The organism is Phyllobacterium sp. GQ127 (genome assembly GCF_059758635.1).
The window spans coordinates 195397-218423 of record NZ_JCAXDZ010000005.1 but is presented as its reverse complement, the minus strand read 5'-3'; the positions used below and the strand labels follow the sequence as shown (position 1 = coordinate 218423).

18 protein-coding genes are annotated in these 23027 nt (G+C 53.1%); 17 read left to right on the top strand and 1 reads right to left on the bottom strand.

What is annotated here, in order from left to right; translation table 11 throughout:
* Positions 1–238 precede the first annotated feature (238 nt).
* Both AC6CHM_RS18725 and AC6CHM_RS18720 read left to right on the top strand, forming a co-directional pair.
* Entirely contained in the window at positions 239–1255 is a 1017-nt protein-coding gene (locus AC6CHM_RS18725) for a ligase-associated DNA damage response exonuclease (protein ID WP_498174024.1), read from the top strand.
* A complete protein-coding gene (locus AC6CHM_RS18720; protein WP_498174022.1) occupies positions 1255–2880 on the top strand; it encodes a cisplatin damage response ATP-dependent DNA ligase in 1626 nt (541 codons plus the stop codon). The genes AC6CHM_RS18725 and AC6CHM_RS18720 overlap by 1 nt, the downstream gene beginning before the upstream one ends.
* A 287-nt stretch (positions 2881–3167) precedes the next feature.
* Here AC6CHM_RS18720 and AC6CHM_RS18715 read toward each other — a convergent pair whose 3' ends face one another.
* Positions 3168–4355 (bottom strand): TIGR02281 family clan AA aspartic protease, encoded by a 1188-nt coding sequence (locus AC6CHM_RS18715; RefSeq protein WP_498174020.1) that lies wholly within the window; start codon positions 4353–4355, stop codon positions 3168–3170.
* Positions 4356–4504: 149 nt separating this feature from the next.
* Between AC6CHM_RS18715 and AC6CHM_RS18710 the strand changes: the two genes are divergently transcribed.
* The 15 genes from AC6CHM_RS18710 (at position 4505) to AC6CHM_RS18640 (ending at position 23027) form a co-directional block, all read left to right on the top strand.
* Positions 4505–5965, top strand: coding sequence for a cryptochrome/photolyase family protein (locus tag AC6CHM_RS18710; RefSeq protein WP_498174187.1), 1461 nt, complete (start codon positions 4505–4507; stop codon positions 5963–5965).
* A gap of 233 nt (positions 5966–6198) precedes the next feature.
* The gene (locus AC6CHM_RS18705; RefSeq protein WP_115053695.1) at positions 6199–7797 is read left to right on the top strand and encodes a peptide ABC transporter substrate-binding protein; all 1599 of its coding nucleotides are present in this window, start codon (positions 6199–6201) and stop codon (positions 7795–7797) included.
* Positions 7798–8183: 386 nt separating this feature from the next.
* Entirely contained in the window at positions 8184–9779 is a 1596-nt protein-coding gene (locus AC6CHM_RS18700; protein ID WP_115053694.1) for an ABC transporter substrate-binding protein, read from the top strand.
* A 54-nt stretch (positions 9780–9833) separates the two neighbouring features.
* Complete coding sequence (oppB, locus tag AC6CHM_RS18695; protein WP_115053693.1) at positions 9834–10757, top strand: oligopeptide ABC transporter permease OppB; 924 nt, start codon at positions 9834–9836, stop codon at positions 10755–10757.
* Positions 10750–11880 carry an ABC transporter permease gene (locus AC6CHM_RS18690; RefSeq protein ID WP_115053692.1) on the top strand — a complete coding sequence of 377 codons (1131 nt, stop codon included), beginning with the start codon at positions 10750–10752 and terminating at the stop codon, positions 11878–11880. The genes oppB and AC6CHM_RS18690 overlap by 8 nt, the downstream gene beginning before the upstream one ends.
* Before the next feature lies 1 nt (position 11881).
* On the top strand, positions 11882–13486 hold the full coding sequence (locus AC6CHM_RS18685; protein ID WP_115053691.1) for an ABC transporter ATP-binding protein: 1605 nt from the start codon (positions 11882–11884) through the stop codon (positions 13484–13486).
* Between the two features lie 480 nt (positions 13487–13966).
* Positions 13967–14716 (top strand): FadR/GntR family transcriptional regulator, encoded by a 750-nt coding sequence (locus tag AC6CHM_RS18680; protein ID WP_498174016.1) that lies wholly within the window; start codon positions 13967–13969, stop codon positions 14714–14716.
* Position 14717: 1 nt separating this feature from the next.
* On the top strand, positions 14718–15905 hold the full coding sequence (locus AC6CHM_RS18675; RefSeq protein WP_115053690.1) for a PLP-dependent transferase: 1188 nt from the start codon (positions 14718–14720) through the stop codon (positions 15903–15905).
* A 38-nt stretch (positions 15906–15943) separates the two neighbouring features.
* Complete coding sequence (locus AC6CHM_RS18670) at positions 15944–17215, top strand: ABC transporter substrate-binding protein (RefSeq protein ID WP_498174185.1); 1272 nt, start codon at positions 15944–15946, stop codon at positions 17213–17215.
* A gap of 247 nt (positions 17216–17462) precedes the next feature.
* Complete coding sequence (locus AC6CHM_RS18665; protein ID WP_115053688.1) at positions 17463–18392, top strand: carbohydrate ABC transporter permease; 930 nt, start codon at positions 17463–17465, stop codon at positions 18390–18392.
* A complete protein-coding gene (locus AC6CHM_RS18660; protein ID WP_307275296.1) occupies positions 18392–19240 on the top strand; it encodes a carbohydrate ABC transporter permease in 849 nt (282 codons plus the stop codon). Before AC6CHM_RS18665 ends, AC6CHM_RS18660 begins: the two co-directional genes overlap by 1 nt.
* Positions 19241–19256: 16 nt before the next feature.
* Positions 19257–20327 carry an ABC transporter ATP-binding protein gene (locus AC6CHM_RS18655; protein WP_498174013.1) on the top strand — a complete coding sequence of 357 codons (1071 nt, stop codon included), beginning with the start codon at positions 19257–19259 and terminating at the stop codon, positions 20325–20327.
* 391 nt (positions 20328–20718) lie between these two features.
* Entirely contained in the window at positions 20719–21489 is a 771-nt protein-coding gene (locus AC6CHM_RS18650; protein ID WP_115053685.1) for an amino acid ABC transporter substrate-binding protein, read from the top strand.
* 87 nt (positions 21490–21576) lie between these two features.
* Positions 21577–22257, top strand: coding sequence for an amino acid ABC transporter permease (locus tag AC6CHM_RS18645; RefSeq protein WP_115053684.1), 681 nt, complete (start codon positions 21577–21579; stop codon positions 22255–22257).
* A complete protein-coding gene (locus tag AC6CHM_RS18640; RefSeq protein WP_115053846.1) occupies positions 22257–23027 on the top strand; it encodes an amino acid ABC transporter ATP-binding protein in 771 nt (256 codons plus the stop codon). Before AC6CHM_RS18645 ends, AC6CHM_RS18640 begins: the two co-directional genes overlap by 1 nt.

Here is a 23027-nt window from a genome sequence, read left to right as displayed (position 1 = left end):
CTTTTGGCAACAGAGCAGTGCGTGGTTCGACAAGCTCACCATGTGGAAAGTGATTTGATTGCATAGTGCCATCATTGTAGGTTTGGCATCCCTGCCAGTCACTCCCTCCCTCATGGTGAGCTTGTCGAACCACGCACAGAAGCAATGCAAGATCGTCACTTACAAAGATTGCATGGAGCTAAATCCACCCTATGTTCGTTCTATGTTTGGCAAACATGGTACAGAACGGAACATCAGCTTGGTTAAACGACCCGAAGAACTTCTGCGATCCACACCTGCCGGTCTCTATTCGCCAGCCGGTGATTTTTACATTGATCCGATCCGTCCTGTTGAGCGCGCCCTCATCACCCATGGCCATTCCGATCATGCCCGTTCCGGCCACCGCAAGGTCATGGCGACACAGCAAACGCTCGATATTATGGCCTTGCGCTATGGAGCGGATTTTGCTGGCGAAACGCAAGCGGCAGAGCTTGGCCAAACCACCGGGCTTAATGGCGTGACTATCAGCTTTCATCCGGCTGGGCATGTGCTGGGTTCTGCGCAAATTGCTGTTGAAAAGGATGGCATGCGCATTGTGGCGTCGGGTGACTACAAGCGAGCCAGCGACCCCACCTGCCTCGGTTTCGAACCCATCGCCTGCGATGTCTTTATCACCGAGGCGACCTTCGCCCTGCCGGTGTTTCGCCACCCGGACAGCCGCGATGAAATGGCAAAGCTGCTCAAATCGGTCGAGCAATTTCCCGAGCGTTCGCATCTCATTGGTGCCTATGCGCTTGGCAAGGCGCAGCGCGTGATCCGCCTGTTGCGCGATGCCGGATATGATCAGACGATCTATATTCACGGGGCACTGGCCAAGCTTTGCGACTATTATGAAACGCAGGGCATAAAGCTTGGGCCTCTTGCCCCCGCCACACTGGAAAAGGATAGCGCGCCGGACTTTGCCGGAACCATTGTGGTCGGGCCTCCATCGGCCTTTCAGGACAGGTGGGCAAGACGTTTCCCCGATCCCGTTTCCTGCTTTGCCTCCGGCTGGATGCGTATTCGCCAGCGTGCGCGTCAAGGCGGTGTCGAACTGCCGATCATTCTTTCCGATCACTGCGATTGGGATGAGCTGACGCAGACGATCACCGAACTTGATCCGGAGCAGGTCTGGGTCACGCATGGGCGTGAAGAAGCCCTGGTCCGTTGGTGCGATCTGAACGGATATTCAGCCCGGCCGCTCCACCTTGTCGGCTATGAAGATGAGGGCGATTGATGGAAGAATTTGCAGCGCTTCTCGACCGGCTTGTATTGACGCCTTCACGCAATGGAAAATTGACCCTGCTTTCCGATTATTTCCATGATACGCCAGACCCTGATCGCGGTTTGGCACTTGCCGCCATTACCGGCGATCTAAACATCGCCAATGTCAAACCGGCCATGCTGCGCACTCTCATCGCAGAGCGCATGGATGAACAGCTTATCGCCTATTCTTATGATTATGTTGGTGATCTTGCCGAGACTATTTCGCTCGTCTGGTCCGCTGACGAGCCTTTACGTTCCAACAGCGTGCCGACACTTGGCGATGTGGTGACGGCTCTTGAGCGTGCTTCGCGCAGCGATGCCGTCCGCATGGTGGAAAAATGGCTGGATCAGCTTGATGCATCGGCGCGCTATGCATTGTTGAAACTGGTAACAGGCGGCATGCGCATTGGTGTTTCAGCCCGCTTGGCAAAGCAGGCTCTGGCCCAGTTCGGGCAAGTGGATGTCACCGAAATCGAAGAGCTATGGCATGGGCTGACCCCGCCCTATCAACCGCTCTTTGCCTGGTTGGAAAAGAGCGCGGACAAGCCCGAAAGCCTCAGCGCTGCGCCATTCCGGCCTGTCATGCTGTCGACGCCTTTGGAGGAGCCCGATTACTCACGCATCAATGCCGGAGAATATGTTGCCGAGTGGAAATGGGACGGGATCAGGGTTCAGCTGACTTCCGAACGGGGGCAGCGCCGCATCTACTCGCGCACCGGTGACGACATTTCCCACGCCTTTCCCGATATTGTCGACTATATGACATTTGAAGGCACGCTTGATGGTGAGTTGCTGGTGGCGCGAAGCGGAGACAATGAAATGGAGATCGGCGCATTTGGCGATCTCCAGCAACGGCTCAACCGAAAGACGGTTTCAGCCAAGCAGCTTGAAAGTCATCCTGCCTTTGTCAGGCTCTATGATCTGCTTGTCGATGGCGGGGATGACATTCGCACCTTGCCATTCATCGAGCGGCGCACGCGGCTTGAAGCTTTCGCAAAGCAGCTTGAGCCGACGCGGTTCGATCTTTCGCCACTCATCGCCTATGATCATTTTGACGATCTGGTGGAACTGCGCAAGACACCGCCGCATCCCATCATTGAAGGGCTCATGTTGAAACAACGCTCTTCCACCTATGTGCCCGGACGACCGAAAGGCCCCTGGTTCAAGTGGAAGCGTGATCCATTCATCATTGATGCGGTCCTGGTCTATGCGCAGCGCGGCCACGGTAAAAGGTCGAGCTATTACTCCGACTATACATTTGCAGTCTGGACCGGACCTGAAACAGAGCCGCATCTGGTGCCGGTGGGCAAAGCCTATTTCGGCTTCACCGATGAAGAGTTGAAACAACTTGACGCTTTCGTGCGCAACAATACGACGGAACGCTTTGGGCCGGTTCGCTCGGTGCGGGCCGAACCCCAGCACGGTCTGGTGCTGGAGGTTGCTTTTGAAGGACTTAACCGTTCCAAGCGGCACAAGTCTGGCGTCGCCATGCGCTTCCCGCGCATATCGCGCCTGCGATGGGACAAGCCGCCCATCGAGGCGGACCGGCTGGAAACGCTTGAAGCAATGCTGCGCGACGACCAGCCCTTGGTCTGAAACCGGTCAGGAAAACTCACCATGAAGGTTATGAGAGAGCCTTTGCAGTGGTGCTATGCGTGGTTTGCCCTTCGACAAGCTCAGGATAGCACCATGAGGGAATGTGATGGGCTGCAAGTTGGTCGCCAACCTTGCAAGATCTGACTCCCTGCGATCAAATCACCTTCCTCATGGTGAGCTTGTCGAACCACGCACAGCATTAATTGCAAATTTATGTTGAGCTATCCTGAGCTTGTCGAAGGGCGAACCACACACAGCACCACTGCAAACATATGGCAAACCACCGACTACTTGCTTTGAATCTCCCAAGCCTTCGGGCCGAAAGTCACATTGAATCTGGAGAGGAACGAACGGCCCAAAAGCCCGTCAATCTCATCGCCGAGTGCTTTCTTGTCGGCCATGACAATCATCGCCACGTCATTGGCTTCGACATTGCCAATATTGACCTTCGATGCGGATGTGTGTTGGGCCAGAGACACGCCATTCGCCGTTTGCATACGCACCGTGAAATCTTCTGAAAGCGGCAGTTTGATGCGCGTCGCAAAATCCCTGCTTATCGATACAAAACTTGCGCCTGTATCGACAATGAAGTTGCCTGCCACACCGTTAATGCTGACGGTTGCCCGGATGACATTCTTTCCCGTAATGGGAAAACGGTCTTTGCCCTTGGCATATTGCTGCTCACATTTGCCCTTTGAAGTGTAGTCCTTCAGCATTGTCTGTGAACGCGCCGTGTCATTTTCAGCTGGATTGATCGATACCCACATCTGGATCGGGGTAATCGCACCACAATAGTCGCCGAGTGCAACATAGCTCAGGGACATCTGACGAAACACTTCGCCACTTATGTTTTCCAGATTATCTGTCAGACCAATCGTCGATTCAAATGCGTTGATCGCTTCCTTGTAGCGCTTTGCATCGCTTAAAATTTGCGCTTTGAGATAGTAGAATTGCGCAAGGTCAGGGGACATGACAAGCAGGTCATCAACGATCTTGAGCGCGCCGTCGAAATCGCTCAGTCCATACAGGGCATCTGCCGCATTATAGAGTGCCACATCTGATGGTCGGCATTTGTTGGAGTATGATTGAAAAACCCTCGCGCTCTCGCGGCTATAACTCTCTCTTTTCAATGCCGTTGCAAAATCATAAGTGACGTTCCAGTCGCAAGGTTCGCTTTGCAGCCTTGCGATTTGCCCTGCAATCGGAGATTTTCTGGCAATCTCCGCCGGTAGTGGCTTCATTTCATAACGCGCATAAAGCCTGGCAAGTTCGAGGTTGGGCTGGGAATCCCGCACTTCGACCGGCTTGGCCGCAGTCAATTGTTGCAAATCTGTAGGGAACAGATCACCGCCCCAAAAGAAGGCGGCGACAGCAACGATCAAAATGCAAATGACGGTGGTGATGGCCGCATATTCACGCCATGCATTATAGCGTGGCGGGCCGCCATTACGGTCTTCCATATCAGCTTTGAGCATAAAAATCTCTTTAATATCAATATAATGGCAATGAATAATCAGGCAACCAAATCTACATTCAAAAGTTTATAGGAAATGGGATTGCCCGGCAAACAAAAACAATGGCGGTTGCATTATGTGCACGCAATGCTCGAAGTGGTTGAATGAATATGGTCAGAAAAATCGGAAGTGATACAACCGAAAACCCGGTCATCGTCCTGTTCCGCCATGATTTGCGCCTGGCGGATAATCGCGCGCTTTATGCTGCCTCCCAGACCGGAAAGCCTGTCATTCCGGTCTTTGTCCTGGACGAGGAGACTGCCGGCTCTACGAGACCCCTGGGTGGTGCGCGGCAATGGTGGCTGCACCATTCGCTCACATCGCTCGACAAATCCTTCCGTGCAATCGGTGTAAAGCTGATCCTGCAAAAAGGCCGGACTCAAGCCATTGTCGATGAGCTTATTAGCCAGACCAAGGCTGATATGGTCCTGTGGAACCGCCGATATGATCCAGCAGGAATCGAGACTGATACGGCGCTCAAAGCGCGATTGCTCGAAAGAGGCTTGAGAGCAGAGAGCTTTGACGGGCATTTGCTGCATGAGCCCTATTCGCTCAAAACAGGAGCGGGCGGATATTACCGCGTTTTCACGCCGTTCTGGCGCGCATTTCTAGGCGGCCCGGAGCCGCGCGATCCGGTTCCCGCACCCACGGAGCTGACTCACTGGACCGGCAATATTTTCTCAGAGGAACTAAAGGATTGGGCTTTGCTTCCGACGCGGCCTGATTGGGCTAAAGGCTTTCACGGTGACTGGACGCCCGGCGAAGAAGGCGCGCAAGAAAAGCTGTCGGACTTTCTGGAAGATCGTGTCGCAGCCTATAAAAATGACCGGGATTTGCCCGGTATTGAAGGCACTTCGCGCCTGTCGCCACATCTTGCCCATGGTGAAATCACGCCATTTCAGATCTGGCATGCATCAAAATCACCGGCAATAAAGGACCAAAATGCCGGACTCGACACATTCCGCAAAGAGGTGGGATGGCGGGAATTTTCCTATCATCTCCTCTTCAACAACCCAAAGTTGCATGAGGATAATTTCAACGAAAGCTTCGATAGTTTTGAGTGGAGCAGCAGCGCCAGAAATTTTAATGCCTGGAAAACCGGCAGGACCGGCTATCCCATTGTCGATGCCGGCATGCGCCAGCTTTGGCAGACCGGCTGGATGCATAACCGGGTGCGGATGATCGTGGCGTCGTTCCTGATTAAGCACCTACTGATCGATTGGCGGGAAGGGGAGAAATGGTTCTGGGATACGCTTGTCGATGCCGATCCCGCCAGCAATGCCGCGAGCTGGCAATGGGTTGCAGGATCGGGTGCGGATGCTTCACCCTATTTCCGTATCTTCAATCCCATCCTCCAAGGCGAAAAATTCGATCCAAAGGGAAATTATGTCCGGCAGTTTGTTGCGGAGCTTAAAGACCTGCCGGATAAATATTTGCACAGACCATGGACCGCACCGGCTGTCGTCCTGAACTCGGCAAATATCGAACTCGACAAAGACTATCCCGGCCCGATTGTGGAGCATGGCGCAGCGCGAAAACGCGCTCTGGAAGCCTATTCACGCACACGCTGACGGGTTTTCCACATAAACGAAAAAAAATATTGCAGGGTCAATATTGGCGCATCAGCACGCAAAAATGGCGTAAAATGGCCCTTGGGTCCATATAGTGCAATATTTTTTGACGCCCCCGTAACTCTTGTTAAACCAAAATATTACGTCGAAACTATTAGAGCCTCCTTGCTTTGCGGCAAATTTTGGCATTTGTTCAGCTCTTCACAATTCTCTTAGAGGGGAAGGAACAAGAAATGACCCTAATGAAACTTAATTTCCGCACCGCGCTGCTGCTCGGATCACTCATGCTCGGCGCCAGCCCGGCCCTGGCTGAAGCTGTGCTCCATCGCGGCAATAGCGGCGAACCACAGACACTCGACCAGTCCCAAACCTCGATTGATATCGAAGCATTCATCGTGAAAGATCTCTATGAAGGTCTCACAGTCTATGATGCCGATGGCAAGATTGTTCCCGGTGCCGCAGAAAGCTGGACCGTTTCCGATGATGGTCTCGTCTATACATTCAAGCTTCGCGCCGATGCAAAATGGTCCGATGGCTCGCCGGTAACGGCTGAAGACTTCGTATTCTCCATGCGACGTGTCGAAGACCCCAAGACTGCTGCTGGCTATGCCAATATTCTCTATCCGATCAAGAATGCGCAGAAGGTCAATAAGGGCGAAGCAAAGCTTGAAGAGCTTGGCGTAAAATCCGTTGATGAAAAGACGCTGGAAATCACCCTCGAACAGCCAACGCCTTTCTTCATCGAGCTCTTGTCGCATCAGACAGCGCTGCCAATCAACAAGGCGAGCTTCGAGAAGAACGGGGCTGAATTCGTCAAGCCCGGCAAATTGGTCGGCAATGGCGCATTCAAGCTCACCGAACATGTGCCGAATGATCATCTGACCGTCGTCAAGAACGAGAATTATTGGGACGCCGCCAATGTCAAACTGGATAAGGTGATCTTCTATCCAATCGACGATCAGGCAGCCAATGTCCGTCGTTATGAGGCGGGTGAACTCGATCTCGTTTACAACTTCTCATCCGATCAGATTGATCGCCTGCGCGCCGCAAATCCGAAGCAGGTTCATGTCACTCCGGCAGCTGCAACCTATTACTACCCATTCGACACACGCACAGAGCCATTCAATGACGTCCGCGTCCGCCGCGCTTTGTCCATGTCTGTCGATCGTGACTTCCTTGCCAACGAAATTTACGATGGCACAAAATTGCCGGTCTACTCGCTCGTTCCTCCGGGCCTTGAATCCTATGGCGATCCCGAGAAGCCAGATTTTGCCGGCCTTTCGCAACTTGATCGCGAAGACAAGGCTGTCGAGCTGATGAAAGAGGCGGGCTATGGCGAAGGCGGGAAGCCGCTCAACATCGAACTCCGCTACAACACCAATCCAAACCATGAGCGTGTTGCAACAGCCGTGGCCGATATGTGGAAAAAGACTTTCGGCGCAACCGTAACGCTGATGAATCTCGATATTTCATCGCATTACGCCTATCTGCAGGAAGGCGGCAAGTTTAACGTCGCCCGTGCAGGCTGGACCGCCGACTATGCGGATGCCGAAAACTTCCTCAATCTGAACGTCAGCACCAACAAGACTTTCAATTACGGACATTATGAAAATCCGGAATTTGATGCGCTGATGAAGAAGTCCTATGCGGAACGTGACCCTGCTGCGCGCTCCAAGATCCTGCACGAAGCTGAAGCATTGATCGCACGCGATCAACCGATTGCTCCCTTGATGAACGATGCCAATCTCTGGCTCGTTGCCGACAAGGTCAAGGGTTGGGGCGACAACCCCAACAATGAACATCTGAGCAAATATCTGAGCATCGCAGAATAAGGAAAGCCTGAATGTGGGTGGCCGCCGGTCACCCACATTCCGCTTACCGATGTCCCGTGCCAAATTTACAAAACTCAAATCCACATGATTTTGGACGCCACCTCATTTCACATGAGGATTGGCAAAGGCTCTATGCGTGGTTCGCCCTTCGACAAGCTCACTTTGCAGGTGGCGGTCTGGCATTAAAACCTCTGCAAAGGTGCTGTGCGTGGTTCGACAAGCTCACCATGAGGAAGATTGTGAGCTGCAATGATAATTGCGACATTGCAAATCTGCGCTCGTGCAGTCCTCAACCTCCCTCATGGTGAGCTTGTCGAACCACGCACCAAGAACCAGGCTCAGCCAAAGCACTGTAGAATTTGGGCAGAAATAGGAGTTTTCATAAGATGTACTTTTCAAAGTTCACTTTAACAACAGCAGTCGCTGCCTCGCTGCTTTTGGGCGCTGCTCCGGCACTGGCGGAAGCTGTCCTGCACCGTGGCAATAGCGGCGAGCCGCAGACACTTGATCCCTCGCAGACTTCTCTGGAGATCGAGGCGTTCATTCTGAAAGATTTGTATGAAGGACTGACGATCTATGATGCGGCGGGCGATATCGTCCCCGGCGCAGCCGAAAGCTGGACGGTTTCCGATGACGGCACTGTCTATACATTCAAGATCAACCCTAAAGCCAACTGGTCCGATGGGTCGCCTGTCACTGCCGAGGATTTCATATTCTCGTTCCGGCGCGTGGAAGATCCCAAAACAGCAGCCGGCTATTCCAATATTCTTTATCCGATCAAGAATGCCGAGAAGGTGAACAAGGGTGAGGCCAAGCTTGAAGAGCTGGGTATGAAGGCACTCGATGCCAAAACCCTGGAAATAACGCTCGAACGCCCGACGCCTTTCTTCCTTCAGCTACTGGCGCATCAGACCGCCCTGCCGGTCAATAAGGCAAGCCTTGAGAAGAATGGTGCCGAGTTCATCAAACCCGGCAAGCTGGTTTCCAACGGCGCTTTTGAACTGGCCGAGCATGTGCAGAACGATCATCTGACGGCTGTCAAAAATCCGGATTATTGGGACGCCGCCAATGTAAAGCTGGATAAGGTTATCTTCTATCCGACCGAAGATCAGGCAGCGGCAGTCCGCCGTTTTGAAGCTGGTGAAATTCAGCTCGTCTATAATTTCTCGGCAGACCAGATCGAGCGCCTGCGCGCCTCATATGGGGATCAGGTCCATGTGAATCCGGCATTGTCGACCTATTTCTACTCATTTGATACACGCGTAGAACCGTTCAACGACGTCCGCGTCCGGCGCGCGCTTTCCATGGCAATTGATCGCGACTTCCTCTCGCGGGAAATCTACAAGGGTGCGCAGCTACCAGCCTACTCATTGGTCCCTCTCGGTATAACCAATTATGGCAAACCGGAAGAGCCAGACTTTGCCACGTGGACCCAGATCGATCGCGAAGACAAAGCTATCGAACTGATGAAGGAAGCCGGTTACGGCAAAGACGGCAAGCAGCTCGAAATCGAGATCAGATACAATACAAACCCCAACCACGAAGCTGTGGCCACCGCCGTCGCCGACATGTGGAAAACGGTCTTCGGCGCCAAGGTCACTCTCTCGCAGATCGATATCAGCGCCCATTACGCCTATCTGAAGGAAGGCGGAAAATTCAATGTGGCGCGTGCAGGTTGGACAGCCGATTATGCGGACGCGGAAAACTTCATGACAATCAACATGAAGAAAAATCCGACCTTTAATTACGGCCGGTATGACAATCCCGAATATGATGCTTTGGTCGAAAAATCCTACACCGAGAAAGATCCGGCCGCCCGTTCCAAGCTTTTGCATGAAGCCGAAGCCATGGTTCTGCGTGACCAGCCGATTGCACCCATGATGAATTTTGGACAGCTCTGGCTTGTGTCGAACAAGGTCAAGGGCTGGGTGGATAACGGATCGAACGACCATCTCAGCAAATATTTTAGCGTCACGGAATAAGACCTTGAGGCGCGATCCGGTTTACGGATTGCGCCCATGATTGGAGAGTAGCCCATGTTCCATTTCATCCTTCGCCGACTGGCGAGCGCGGTGCCGACATTGTTCATTGTCGTCACCATTTCGTTTTTCCTCATGCGCTTTGCGCCCGGAGGGCCCTTCAATCTTGAGCGGCCATTACCACCGGCGACGATGGAAAATCTCATGAAGGCCTATCATCTTGATCAGCCTCTATGGAACCAGTATCTCAACTATCTGAAGAACGCCGTTACCGGCGATTTCGGGCCGAGTTATATTTACAAGGACAATACGATTGCCGAACTCATCGGCAAAGGCCTGCCCTATTCGGTCAAGCTGGGTAGTTTTGCCCTTTTGTTCGCGCTCATCGGCGGCGTGCTTGTCGGCACTCTTGCAGCACTTCGGCAAAACTCATTTTTTGACTTCTTGACCATGTCGGTCGCGACGACCGGTGTTACGGTTCCGAACTTCGTTGTCGGCCCGGTTCTTCTGCTGATTTTTTCACTGACATTCTCGCTTTTACCCGGAGGAGGGTGGGGAGACGGCTCTTGGCCGTTTTTGATATTGCCCGTCATAACGCTTGGGCTTCCGCAGCTGGCCGTTTTTGCACGGTTGACGCGCGGGTCCATGATTGAGGCGCTGCATGCCGACCATATTCGAACGGCCAAGGCTTATGGATTGCCCTCCCGCTCTGTTGTGATCACCCATGCCATGCGCGGTGCTCTTCTCCCCGTGGTTTCCTATCTGGCACCCTGTGCTGCCGCGCTTCTCACAGGTTCCGCTGTCGTGGAGAGCATTTTCACAATACCCGGTGTCGGACGTTATTTCGTCCTCGGCGCCATTAATCGTGACTACACATTGGTGATGGGAACCGTTGTCCTCGTCGCCATTTTTGTCATCGTATTCAATCTAGTGGTCGATATTCTCTACGGCCTTCTCGATCCGAGGGTTCGTCATGACTGATATTCCTGCAACAATTATTCCACCGGAAGAATCCAAAGGCCGCAGTCTTTTCCAGCTCGCCGCCATTCGCTTCCGCCGCAATAAAGCAGCAATGACGGGCAGTATTCTGCTGTTCCTGATCACTGTTTTCTCGTTCCTCGGGCCCTATGTCATCAGCCATAGCTATGATCAGGTGTTCTCGTCCTATGTCACGGTGCCACCCAGCATCGAGCCGCTTCCCAAGGCGGATAGTCTTGGTGAAGTGATGAAAGGCGTCGCCGACCGCGCCAGAGTTGAGTTGCGCGAATTTGCCGTGGACGGCAACACATTCACCGCAACCATTCATTCCGACAAGCCGATTGACCCGCGTTCAACGCGCTATTTCGATCGCGCCAATGAATTCGACAATACACAGGTTGCGGCCACGGAAGATGGTGGCGCAACTCTGAAATTGACGGGCGATGTCAATCGCGAATATTTCCCGTTTGGTACAGATAATAACGGGCGCGACCTGCTTGCCCGTGTCATGCTTGGCGGCCAGATATCCCTTGCTGTCGGCTTTTTGGCCAGCCTCGTTTCGCTGGCTGTCGGTGTCACCTATGGTGCGATATCGGGTTATCTTGGCGGGCGTGTCGACAATGTCATGATGCGCCTTGTCGAAATTCTCTATTCACTGCCCTTCGTGTTCCTTGTCGTTGTCCTCGTCGTGTTCTTCGGGCGAAGTTTCATTCTCATCTTCCTTGTCATTGGTGCCGTTGAGTGGCTGGACATGGCGCGTATCGTGCGTGGCCAGACCCTGGCCTTGAAACGCCGCGAATTCATCGGCGCTGCGCAGGCATTGGGCTTGACTGACTGGCAGATTATCCGTCGTCACATCATTCCAAATACGATTGGTCCCGTCATTGTGTTCGTCACAGTGGTTGTGCCGAAGGTCATTCTTTTGGAAAGCTTTCTGTCGTTCCTCGGCCTTGGCGTTCAAGCGCCTTTGACAAGCTGGGGCGCTTTGATTTCCGAAGGAGCCAACAAAATGCAGTCTGCACCCTGGCTGCTGATTTTCCCCGCCATCTTCTTTGTCGTCACACTGTTCTCGCTGAACTTCATCGGCGATGGGCTGCGCGATGCACTCGATCCGAAGGACCGCTGAGATGACGGACAAGAATGAAACCATATTGTCCGTTCGCGGACTGAAAGTAGACTTCACAACACCGGATGGTGACGTGAATGCCGTCAAGGGCATTGACCTTGATGTGAAGGCCGGAGAAACGCTTGCCGTCGTCGGTGAGTCAGGTTCCGGAAAAAGCCAGACCATGATGGGTATCATGGGATTGCTTGCAGCCAATGGCAAAGTCACCGGCTCCGCGGAATATCGCGGCAAGCAATTGATCGGGCTTCCGATCAAGGAACTCAATAAGGTCCGCGGCTCAAAGATCACGATGATCTTTCAGGAACCCATGACCTCGCTTGATCCGCTTTATACGATTGGGCGGCAGATTGCCGAGCCTATCGTTCACCACAAGGGTCTCAGCTTCAAACAGGCTAAGGTGCGTGTGCTGGAATTGCTCAAGCTTGTCGGCATTCCTGAGCCTGAGCGGCGCATCAATTCTTATCCGCATGAAATGTCGGGGGGCCAGCGCCAGCGCGTTATGATTGCCATGGCGCTTGCCAATGAGCCCGACCTCTTGATCGCCGACGAACCCACAACTGCGCTCGACGTTACCATTCAAGCGCAAATATTGGACCTGCTGCGCGACCTGCAAAAGCGGTTTGGCATGGCCATCGTGCTCATCACCCACGATCTTGGCATTGTGAAACATTTTGCCGAAACTGTGGTTGTGATGCGCAAAGGTGAAGTGGTCGAAAGAGGCACTGTCGAGCAAATCTTCGAACGGCCGCAGGAAGACTACACCAAAATGTTGCTGGACGCTGTTCCCAGCGGCAGCAAGGCTCCCCCGGCGGAAACCGCTCCTGTCGTGCTTGAAGGGCGCAATGTTTCCGTCGACTTCAGAATAGGTGGAGGGTTCCTTACCAGTGCCCACACGCTTTTCCGTGCTGTGGATGGCGTGACTATCCGTCTTCAGGAAGGCCAGACAATCGGCATCGTGGGGGAATCCGGATCGGGCAAATCGACCTTGGGTCGCGCTCTGCTGCGTCTCTTGCCGAGCAGTGGCCACTATCATTTCGCCGACAAGAATATTTCGAGCTTTGGCCGGTCCGCCATGCGGCCATTGCGCAAACAGTTGCAATTGGTATTCCAGGACCCTTACGGCTCGCTTTCGCCGCGGCAGACTGTTGGTGAAATCATCACAGAGGGGCTGCTCATCCATGAGCCGCAACTAAGCCGATCAGACCGTGACAAACGGGCGGTTGCCGCCTTGAAGGAAGTTGGGTTGGATCCCGCTGCCCGCAACCGTTATCCGCATGAGTTTTCTGGCGGACAACGGCAACGCATCGCCATTGCCCGCGCTATCATTTTGAAGCCGAAGGTCGTTATCCTCGATGAACCGACATCCGCGCTGGATCGCTCGGTGCAGGGACAGGTTATCGAACTATTGCGTGATCTTCAGTCAAAGCATGGACTGTCCTATATTTTCATCAGCCATGATCTGGCGGTCATCAAAGCCATGTCCGATTATGTGGTGGTGATGAAGAACGGCAAAATCGTCGAAGAAGGTCAGACCGAAGACATATTTGAAAGCCCGCATCATGAATATACAAAGACGCTCATTGGTGCTGCTTTCGATCTCGATTAACCGGGGGCAAAACCAGGCGTGATCCAGCTTCACACAGGACAGGCACGGGAAAAAATCGAAGCGATTTTCCGTGCCTACCTGGAAAACCACAAAAAGGCAGGAGTTCTTCCCGACTTTATTTGAACTGGGAAGACTTTTTCCGCAAAAGGGCGGAATTTTGCTGAAGAATCGTCGATTTTTACCCAAAAAATACAACCTACGCATGCAATTTAGTTGTTGTCGGTTGAATGATGCCCGATCTGGATATTGAAGCTTTCTGAAAGCGCCCGCTTGTCCCCGCAAGCGGGCGTTTTGCATTTGCCTCCATGGTTATGCGGAAAACTCATCACCTTGTCGCGGGACTAACTTTTGAGGCTGCTCACCCAATTCACCCGAGGAGCACAGGCAAGTCCCACAGGCTTCCTGACATTCCTGTTTGACTCCCGGTTTCTTTCGTGCTCAATTGGCACAATGGTCCAACCAATTTAGAAAGAGCGTCGCTTGATCAGCCAGATCCTTTCTCCAGTTCATACATCTTCACGGGACGATGCGGTTTTGCAGGCGCTTGTTGGATTTGTGACGGATGAGGGGCTTGTGCCAGGCGACCGTTTACCGACGGAACGTGTCCTTGCCGAGCGCTTGAAGGTGAGCAGGACAACTGTCCGCGAAGCGCTCACCCGCTGGCAGGAATTGGGCCTCGTGGAGCGGCGGCAGGGCAGTGGCACTTATTTGAAGGCAGCCGTTACGCGCAATATGCTGCACATGCCGCTCACTCTTGCTTCTGGCAATGATTTCAATAGCTTGATGCATACATTGGAAATTCGGCGCGGCCTTGAAGCTGAGGCGGCGGCTCTATCGGCAGCACGTGTCAGCGATGCGGATATCGCCATGATCGAGCAAAAACTGATCAAGATGGAAGAGGCATTTCATGAACGCCATGGCATGTCCGCCGATGAGGATTGGGACTTCCATCTGGCTGTCTTCCGCACATCTGGCAATCCTTTATTCGAGCAGATTATCGCTGCCATGTATGAAATGTTTCACCGCTTCTGGGAGCACCCGCTTGGCGTGCGCGACTTCGGTCATGCCAGCTTTCCCTACCATCGCACCTTGTTCAATGCGATAGCCGCGCGCGATCCTATTGCTGCCAGAGCAGAGGCACTGAAGTTGATCGCCACAGTCGAGGATGACCTGAAGCGCGGTGCCGCCAACCTGAAAAAACAAACCCAGAAAAACCGAGTTCATATTTAGAATGAATGATAACCCTTTTTTCCACGATCAGGACATGATGGCGCAAGCCGCAACTCTGCTGGCGCATGACGATCCTTTTCCAGGCGGTTCTGTTGTTCCGCCAATCTATCAAACTTCACTTTTCACCTTCACGAATTACGCCGAAATGGCCGATGCTTTCGCCGGTCGCAAGCGCCAACCAATGTATTCCCGCGGTGATAACCCGACTGTCATGGAGTTTGAAAAGAAGATCGCGGCGCTTGAAGGCGCTGAGGCGGCACGGGCTTTTTCCAGTGGAATGGGTGCGATCAGCGCCATGGTTCTTGCCTTCGTCGGCGCAGGCGAACGCATTGTTTCTGTTCGCAATTGTTATGGCGATGCCTACCGTCTGTTCGAACGTCTTCTGCCTCATCTTGGCATCAAGGTAGACTATGTCGATGGCTCCGATCCCGATGCTGTCGCCGCTGCTTTGCCGGGCGCCAAGCTGCTTTATCTGGAAAGTCCAAGTTCCATGATGTTCGAATTGCAGGACATCGCTCATTATGCGCGTCTTGCCAAACAACATGGCGTCGTCACCACAATCGACAATTCCTGGGCAACGCCGCTTTTCCAAAAGCCAATCAGCCATGGCATTGATTTGGTTATGCATTCCGCGTCCAAATATCTGGGCGGACACAGCGATACGGTCGCTGGCATTGTCTCCGGCTCGCAAGAAATGATCGACCGGATCAATGGCCGCACCTATTCTTACCTCGGCGCAAAGCTCTCGCCATTCGAGGCCTGGCTTCTTTTGCGCGGGCTGCGCACGCTGACATTGCGGTTGCCGCATCACATGAAGAGCGGCCTTATCATCGCTGAAAGGCTTAAAGGCCACGGCAATGTCGAGCGGGTCATGCACCCGGTCTATTCAAACCATCCTGGCAAAGCCACGCTTAGCGGTTATTCGGGCCTGTTTTCATTCGAGGTAACGGACGATATCGACGTGCCTGCCTTTGTCGATGCGTTGAAACTGTTCCGCATCGGCGTCAGCTGGGGCGGTCATGAAAGCCTCGTTGTCCCCGCACTTGCTTCCTTGCAGCAAACGCCGGACGCAAATTCGATCGGGCGCTTCGGTGTCAGCCCCCGAACGATCCGCCTACATGTCGGACTGGAAAATGTCGAGGAACTCTGGGCGGACCTCGCCAACGCATTCACCGCGGCAAAACGCTGAACTTAAAAACAAGATGGGAGCATAAAATGCAAAAAAGAATGGGAATATTTCTGGCCAGCGCAATCGCAGCACTGTCCATGACAGTATCGGCAGCCTTTGCTGATACGACAATCAAAATGGTGGAGGTCATCACCAGCCCGCCTCGTACCGAGCTGTTGAAAAAGCAGATTGCCAGCTTCGAACAGGCAAACCCCGGCATAAAGGTGGAACTTGTATCGCTTCCATGGGGACAGGCGTTTGAGAAATTCCTGACCATGGTCCAGGCCGGGGACACGCCCGACATCGTCGAGATGCCCGAACGCTGGATGGGCCTTTATGCCAACAACGCGCAGCTTGAAGACCTTGGGCCTTATCTCGCCAAGTGGAAAGATGCTGGCACGCTCGGTGATCGCGCCAAGCAGTTCGGTTCGGTCGTCGATAACAAGCAGTACATGATCCCTTACGGCTATTACATCCGAGCCATGTTCTGGAACAAGAAGCTCTTCGCCGAGGCAGGTCTCAAAGAAGCGCCGAAGACACTCGACGAATTCATGGAAGCCAATAAGAAGATTTCTGCGATCAAAGGCAAATATGGTTATTGCCTGCGCGGTGGTCCTGGCGGCTTCAACGGCGTTCAGATGTTCATGAACATTGCCAATGGCAAGGGCGGCTATTTCAATGCCGATGGCACAGCGACAATCAACGAACCCGGCTCGGTCAAGGGTCTGGAGTTGCTGGCCGACATTTACAAGAATGGCTATGCTCCAAAAGACAGCGTGAGCTGGGGCTTCAACGAGATCGTCACCGGCTTTTACTCCGGAACCTGCGCAATGCTTGATCAGGATCCAGATGCACTGATCGGCATTGCTGAAAAAATGAAAGCGGAAGACTTCGGCGTCGCTCCCTTGCCAACAGGACCAAACGGTAAATCCTACCCGACTTTGGGTTATGCAGGTTGGGCGATGTTTGCTGATTCCGAGGTCAAGGATGACGCATGGAAACTGATGGCGACATTGCTTTCGCCTGAAGACAATATCGAATTCGCCAAGAATGTTGGGGTTCTGCCGATTCACAATGGTGCGGACAAAGACCCATATTTCGGCGCTGAAGCCTTCAAAGGATGGTTTGAGGAAATCAACGACCCAAAAACCTTCGAATTGGTGACACCACCAACCCATCTTGAAAACCTCGGCAATTTCTATGACTCCGTTTCAGTCAAGAATTTTCAGGAAGTATTGCTCGGCCAGAAAACGCCAAAAGCCGTTGCTGATGAGTGGGCTGCTTTCCTCACCGAACAGCAGCAAGCCTGGATGGCCAAGAACAAGAAATAATCTAAGTTGAATGAATGCTCCGGTGCGCTGTGCCGGAGCATTCATTGCGGGGATTGCAATTGCCTTGTGCGTGGTTCGACAAGCTCACCATGAGGGAAGTTTATAAGCTGCGGGGAGCCGGATTCTGAGACGTTGCAGAAAACCTTGCAACTAACCACGTCCCTCATGGTGAGCTTGTCGAACCACGCACAAAACCTATGCAAACGAGCTTAAAGCATTGTGTCGTGTATTATGGAGAAAGATTCTAATGACACACGCAACAGCGGCGGGTTTGCCGCAGGGGAATGGAAGGGAAGGTGGCAAGCGCCGTTTCTCGACTGTTTTCGAACCATGGCTCTATCTGAGCCCCGCACTTGTCCTGCTTTTGCTCGTGCTCGTCGTTCCGCTGATATTCGGTATCAGCTATTCTTTCCGGAAGTTCTCGGCGTTCAAATCTGAATTTGTCGGCCTTGGTCAATATGAAGCCCTGCTGCATGATGCAAATCTCGGTCAGGCGCTGATGAATACACTGTGGTGGACTGTTGCCAGCCTCGTTTTGCAGTTCTTCCTTGGTTTAGGATTGGCATTGCTGCTTGATCGCAATTTTTACGGCAAGAAAGTGGTGCAGGCCATCGTATTCCTGCCTTGGGCAGTTCCGTCCTTCCTTTCAGGTCTTACATGGGCGTGGCTTTTCAATCCGATTGTCGGGCCTTTGCCACACTGGCTGTTCGCTTTGGGGCTCAAGTCCGAACCCACCAATATTCTCGCTGATCCAGCCACCGCCATGTGGGGGCCTATCATAGCGAATGTTTGGTTCGGCGTGCCCTTCTTCGCCATCACCCTGCTGGCTGCGTTGAAATCCATTCCCGGCGAACTGCATGAAGCTGCGGCCATTGATGGGGCGAGCCCGTGGCAGCGCTTCATGAAAGTGACCCTGCCTTTTCTCGCGCCCACCATTGCGATCACAGTGATGCTGCGCACCATATGGATCGCCACTTTTGCCGACCTGATTTATGTCATGACCGAGGGCGGACCCGCGGGCTCAACCAATACAGTTGCAACCTATATTTATGTGAGCGCTTTCAAGACGCTGGACAAAGGCTACGCCTCAGCGGTCGCGGTACTCCTGCTTGCACTCCTCATCCTCTACGCGATTGTTTTGATCCGCATTCGCAAATCTCTCGTGAGGTATTCCTGATGATCGCCGGTCGCTCACGCAATGCCAGGATTCTTGGCGGAATTGGCCTTTATAGCGCAGTCGCCGCCTATGTAATTTTTGCGCTCTTTCCCCTGTTCTGGACACTGAAAATTTCAGTCACGCCGCAATCGCTTCTCTATTCAGAGGGCATAACGCTTTGGCCGTCATCAGCAACATTCGAGAATTACAAGACTGTTTTGCGCGCTACAGACTTTCCGCGCTACTTCGTCAATAGTGTCATTGTATCAGTCATAACGGCAGTGCTGGTAACAATCATTGCATCGGCGGCCGGCTATGCAATGTCGCGCTTCTCATTTCGTGGAAAAACGACTGTCGCCGTCACACTCTTGCTGACCCAGACGTTTCCTCTGGTCATGGTGATACCGCCAATTTATCGAATAATGGGCCAGCTTGGGCTGACTGACAGCCTGACCGGTCTGATCATCATCTATACTGCCTTCAACATCGCCTTTGCCACATTTCTCATGCAATCGTTTTTCGATGGCATCCCGAAAGACCTGGAAGAGGCAGCGATGATCGATGGCTGCAATCGCAGCCAAGCCTTGCGCCGCGTTATCATTCCTCTGACCCTACCGGGAATGGGGGCAACACTCGGTTTCGTATTCACTGCGGCATGGAGCGAATTGCTGTTCGCATTGATGCTTATTAGCAGCGACAACCAGAAAACCTTCGCGGTTGGCCTACTCACATTCATTGGCAAGTTTGCGGTCGACTGGGGTCAGATGATGGCCGCCTCGGTGCTGGCTTTGATACCCGCATGTCTATTCTTCGCCTTCCTGCAACGATACCTCGTCACAGGCCTCACGGCCGGTGCGGTGAAGGGCTAATAAGGGATTTAACACGATGGCTTCTGTCACTATTACCAACGTCCAGAAAAGCTACGGCGCCATGAATGTGCTCTCTGCCGTTAATCTCGAAATTCCGGATGGCGAATTTGTCGTGCTTGTCGGGCCGTCAGGCTGCGGCAAGTCCACCTTGCTACGCATGATCGCCGGGCTTGAAGAAATCTCCGCCGGAGAGATCAGGATTGGCGACCGCGTCGTCAATGATGTAGCGCCAAAGGATCGTGACATTGCCATGGTGTTTCAATCCTACGCGCTTTACCCGCATATGGATGTGGCCGCGAATATGGGCTTCAGTCTCACGCTGCGCAAAACTGCCAAGGAACTTGTTCTGGATCGGGTCGGCGGCGCCGCCAAGCGATTGGGGCTGGATGTGCTTCTTCAGCGTCTGCCGCGCCAGCTTTCCGGTGGTCAGCGCCAGCGGGTTGCCATGGGCCGCGCTATTGTTCGTGATCCCAAAGTGTTCCTTTTTGACGAACCACTCTCCAATCTCGATGCCAAGCTTCGTGTGCATATGCGTACGGAAATCAAGGCGCTGCACCAGCAGCTGAAAACCACATCGGTTTACGTCACCCATGATCAGGTGGAAGCAATGACCATGGCAGACCGCATTGTGGTCATGCATGATGGCATTATCCAGCAAGTCGGCACGCCCTTGGAACTATACGATAATCCGGCCAATATTTTCGTTGCAGGATTCATCGGATCTCCGGGAATGAACTTCCTTCCAGCTGTGGTACGCCGCGAGGGGGATAAGGCTTGGGCCGAGTTGAGCGACGGTCAGACCATTGGCCTGCTTCCGCAATTGGAAATCTCGGACAGCGAAAGAGTGACAATTGGCATTCGCCCCGAGAATATTGAAGTCGGCGGCGGCACCGGTCTGAAGGCGCAGATAGAGGTCATAGAGCCTCTTGGTCTGTCGACGCAGTTCTATACGAAGCTTTCCGGGCACCAGACCTGTATATTCGCCATGGGTAGGACAGACCGGCAACCCGGAGATATGATTGGACTTGGCATCAAGCCAGAGAATGTCCATCTTTTCCATGGCGCGAGCGGTTTGCGCATCGGGTAGGCCATATAGAGAGCATAGACGTCTTTGCGTGGTTCGCCCTTCGTCAAGCTCAGGAGCTCGCATGAGGGGATGGGTGGGCTGCAAGTCTCGTGAATCGAGCTCGATGCAATGGCATAAACCTTCCTCATGGTTAGCTTGTCGAACCACGCGGAAGGTCTATGCAAAATGGTTCAAGAAATTGTGCCTGCGCCCGTAAGGTTGGCAATTGAAGAAAACAACCGCACCGAAATTATATTCCTGATATCCCGTAAAATGTGGTATGAATTTCGTCTAATTCTACTTTCATGACGCTAGAATGCCTATACAGGCGATCTACAAAGTGACATTTTCCAATCATTAGCCCAAATGCGTACAAAGACGCAGCGGCGCATAGATATCGGATGGAAATAAAATGAACTGGCTGAAATCAATCGTCGTCATCGGTGCTCTGGCAATCTCACCCGTGCATGCATTCGCAGGCTCGAACCTTGAGGAAATCAAGTCCGCAGGTGTTCTCAAGATTGGTACTGAAGGCACTTATGCGCCATTTACCTATCACGACGCCGCCGGCAAGCTTGTTGGTTTCGATGTGGAAATCGGCGAAGCCATTGCCAAAAAGCTCGGCGTGAAAGCCGAATTCCTGGAAGGCAAATGGGATGGTTTGATTGCCGGTCTTGACGCCAAGCGCTACGATACTGTTATCAATCAGGTCGGCATTACCGAGGCCCGCAAGGCCAAGTATGACTTCTCCGAACCCTACATCGCATCCAAGGCCGTTCTCATCGTCAAAGGCGACAATGATGAAATCAAGGGTTTTGCTGATCTGAAGGGTAAAAAGTCTGCTCAATCTCTTTCCAGCAATTTCGGCAAGATCGCCCAGAGCAATGGCGCAGAGCTGGTTGGAACTGACGGCTTCGATCAATCAATCCAGCTTCTGTTGAGCGGACGCGCCGATGCAACCGTCAATGACAGCCTGTCGTTTCTTGACTTCAAAAAACACAAGCCCGACGCCAATGTAAAAATTGCAGCTGAACAGGCCGATGCGGATTTCTCCGGAATCATCATTCGCAAAGGCGAGCCTGAATTGCTGGCAGAAATCAACAAGGCGCTTGAAGCAATCAAGACCGATGGCACTTATAAACAGATTGCCGACAAATATTTCGGCCAGGACGTTTCCAAGTAATCACCGTTTACGGCAAACAGAATTTACGCTCTAACAGGGCAGGGGGTTTGTCCCCCTGCCTTTTATTTTTTCCAAGGAGAAGAGGCCGTGCCCAGCTGGCTTACTTTGATGCTCGAATCCTTGCCCTCACTCTTGTGGGCTGGCTTGATCTTCACCATTCCGCTGACGCTTTTATCGTTTGTGCTGGGGCTCTCTGTTGGCCTGCTCGCAGCGCTTATAAGGCTTTTCGCTCCCGCGCCCTTTGCGGCCATCATCAAATTCTACGTCTGGATTATCCGTGGCACACCGTTGCTGGTTCAGCTTTTCCTGATCTTCTATGGCCTGCCAAGCGCCGGAATTGTTCTTGATGCTTTCACCGCTGCACTGATTGGCTTCACGCTCAATATCGGCGCATATACGTCTGAAATTCTTCGTGCCGTCATTTCCTCTGTTCCGAAAGGCCAGTGGGAAGCGGCATATTCTATCGGCATGAATTGGTCGCAAGCCATGCGACGCACGATCCTGCCACAAGCTGCCCGCGTCGCAGTGCCCCCCTTATCCAACACATTTATCTCACTGGTAAAGGACACTTCTCTCGCTGCCGCCATCACCGTGCCCGAGCTTTTCCAGGCGGCACAGAGGATTGTCGCCACGACCTATGAGCCACTTATTCTCTACATTGAAGCGGCGATCATCTACCTCATTTTAAGCTCGGTTCTCTCATCCTTGCAGGCAAGACTGGAAACGCGGCTCAACCGGTATGGTGGCTTTCTGGAGGCCCGGTCATGATGATCCAACTCAAGAATATCGAGAAGAATTTTGGCGATCTTCAAGTCCTGAAGAATGTCTCTCTTGATGTAGCAGAAGGTGCGGTCATGGCACTTGTCGGCCCCTCCGGTGGCGGCAAGAGCACGTTGCTTCGCTGCATTAACCTGCTTGAAATTCCCACCGCTGGCAGCGTCGAAATCGCCGGAGACCGTCTTGAGTTTCAGCCGGGCGTCAAACCTTCGACGAAACAAATTCAATTGCTCCGGCGTCACACCGGCATGGTCTTTCAGAACTTCCAGCTCTTTCCGCATCGAACCGTGATTGAGAACGTGACCGAGGGCCTGACCACCGTTCTCAAATGGCCCAAAGAGAAGGCGAGGGAGCGCGCAAAGGCCCTCTTGGAAAAAGTTGGCCTTGCACATAAATCGGAGGTCTGGCCCTCAACACTTTCCGGCGGACAGCAACAGCGTGTCGCCATTGCCCGTGCATTGGCTCCATCACCCAAGGTCCTTTTGTGCGACGAACCTACCTCTGCGCTCGACCCGGAACTATCGGGCGAGGTGGTCGATGTTCTGGCTCAATTGGCGCGGGAAGGCACAACAATGGTCATGGCCACGCATGATTTGCGGCTGGCTTCACGCATCGCCAATGAAGTGATCGTATTGGATGGCGGCGTAATTGTTGAAACGGGTACTTCACGTGATATCTTCACTCAGCCCAAGCATGAACGTACAAAACGCTTCATAGCCACGCTGACTCACGATGGTCATATGCATGGCGAGGGTATTTAA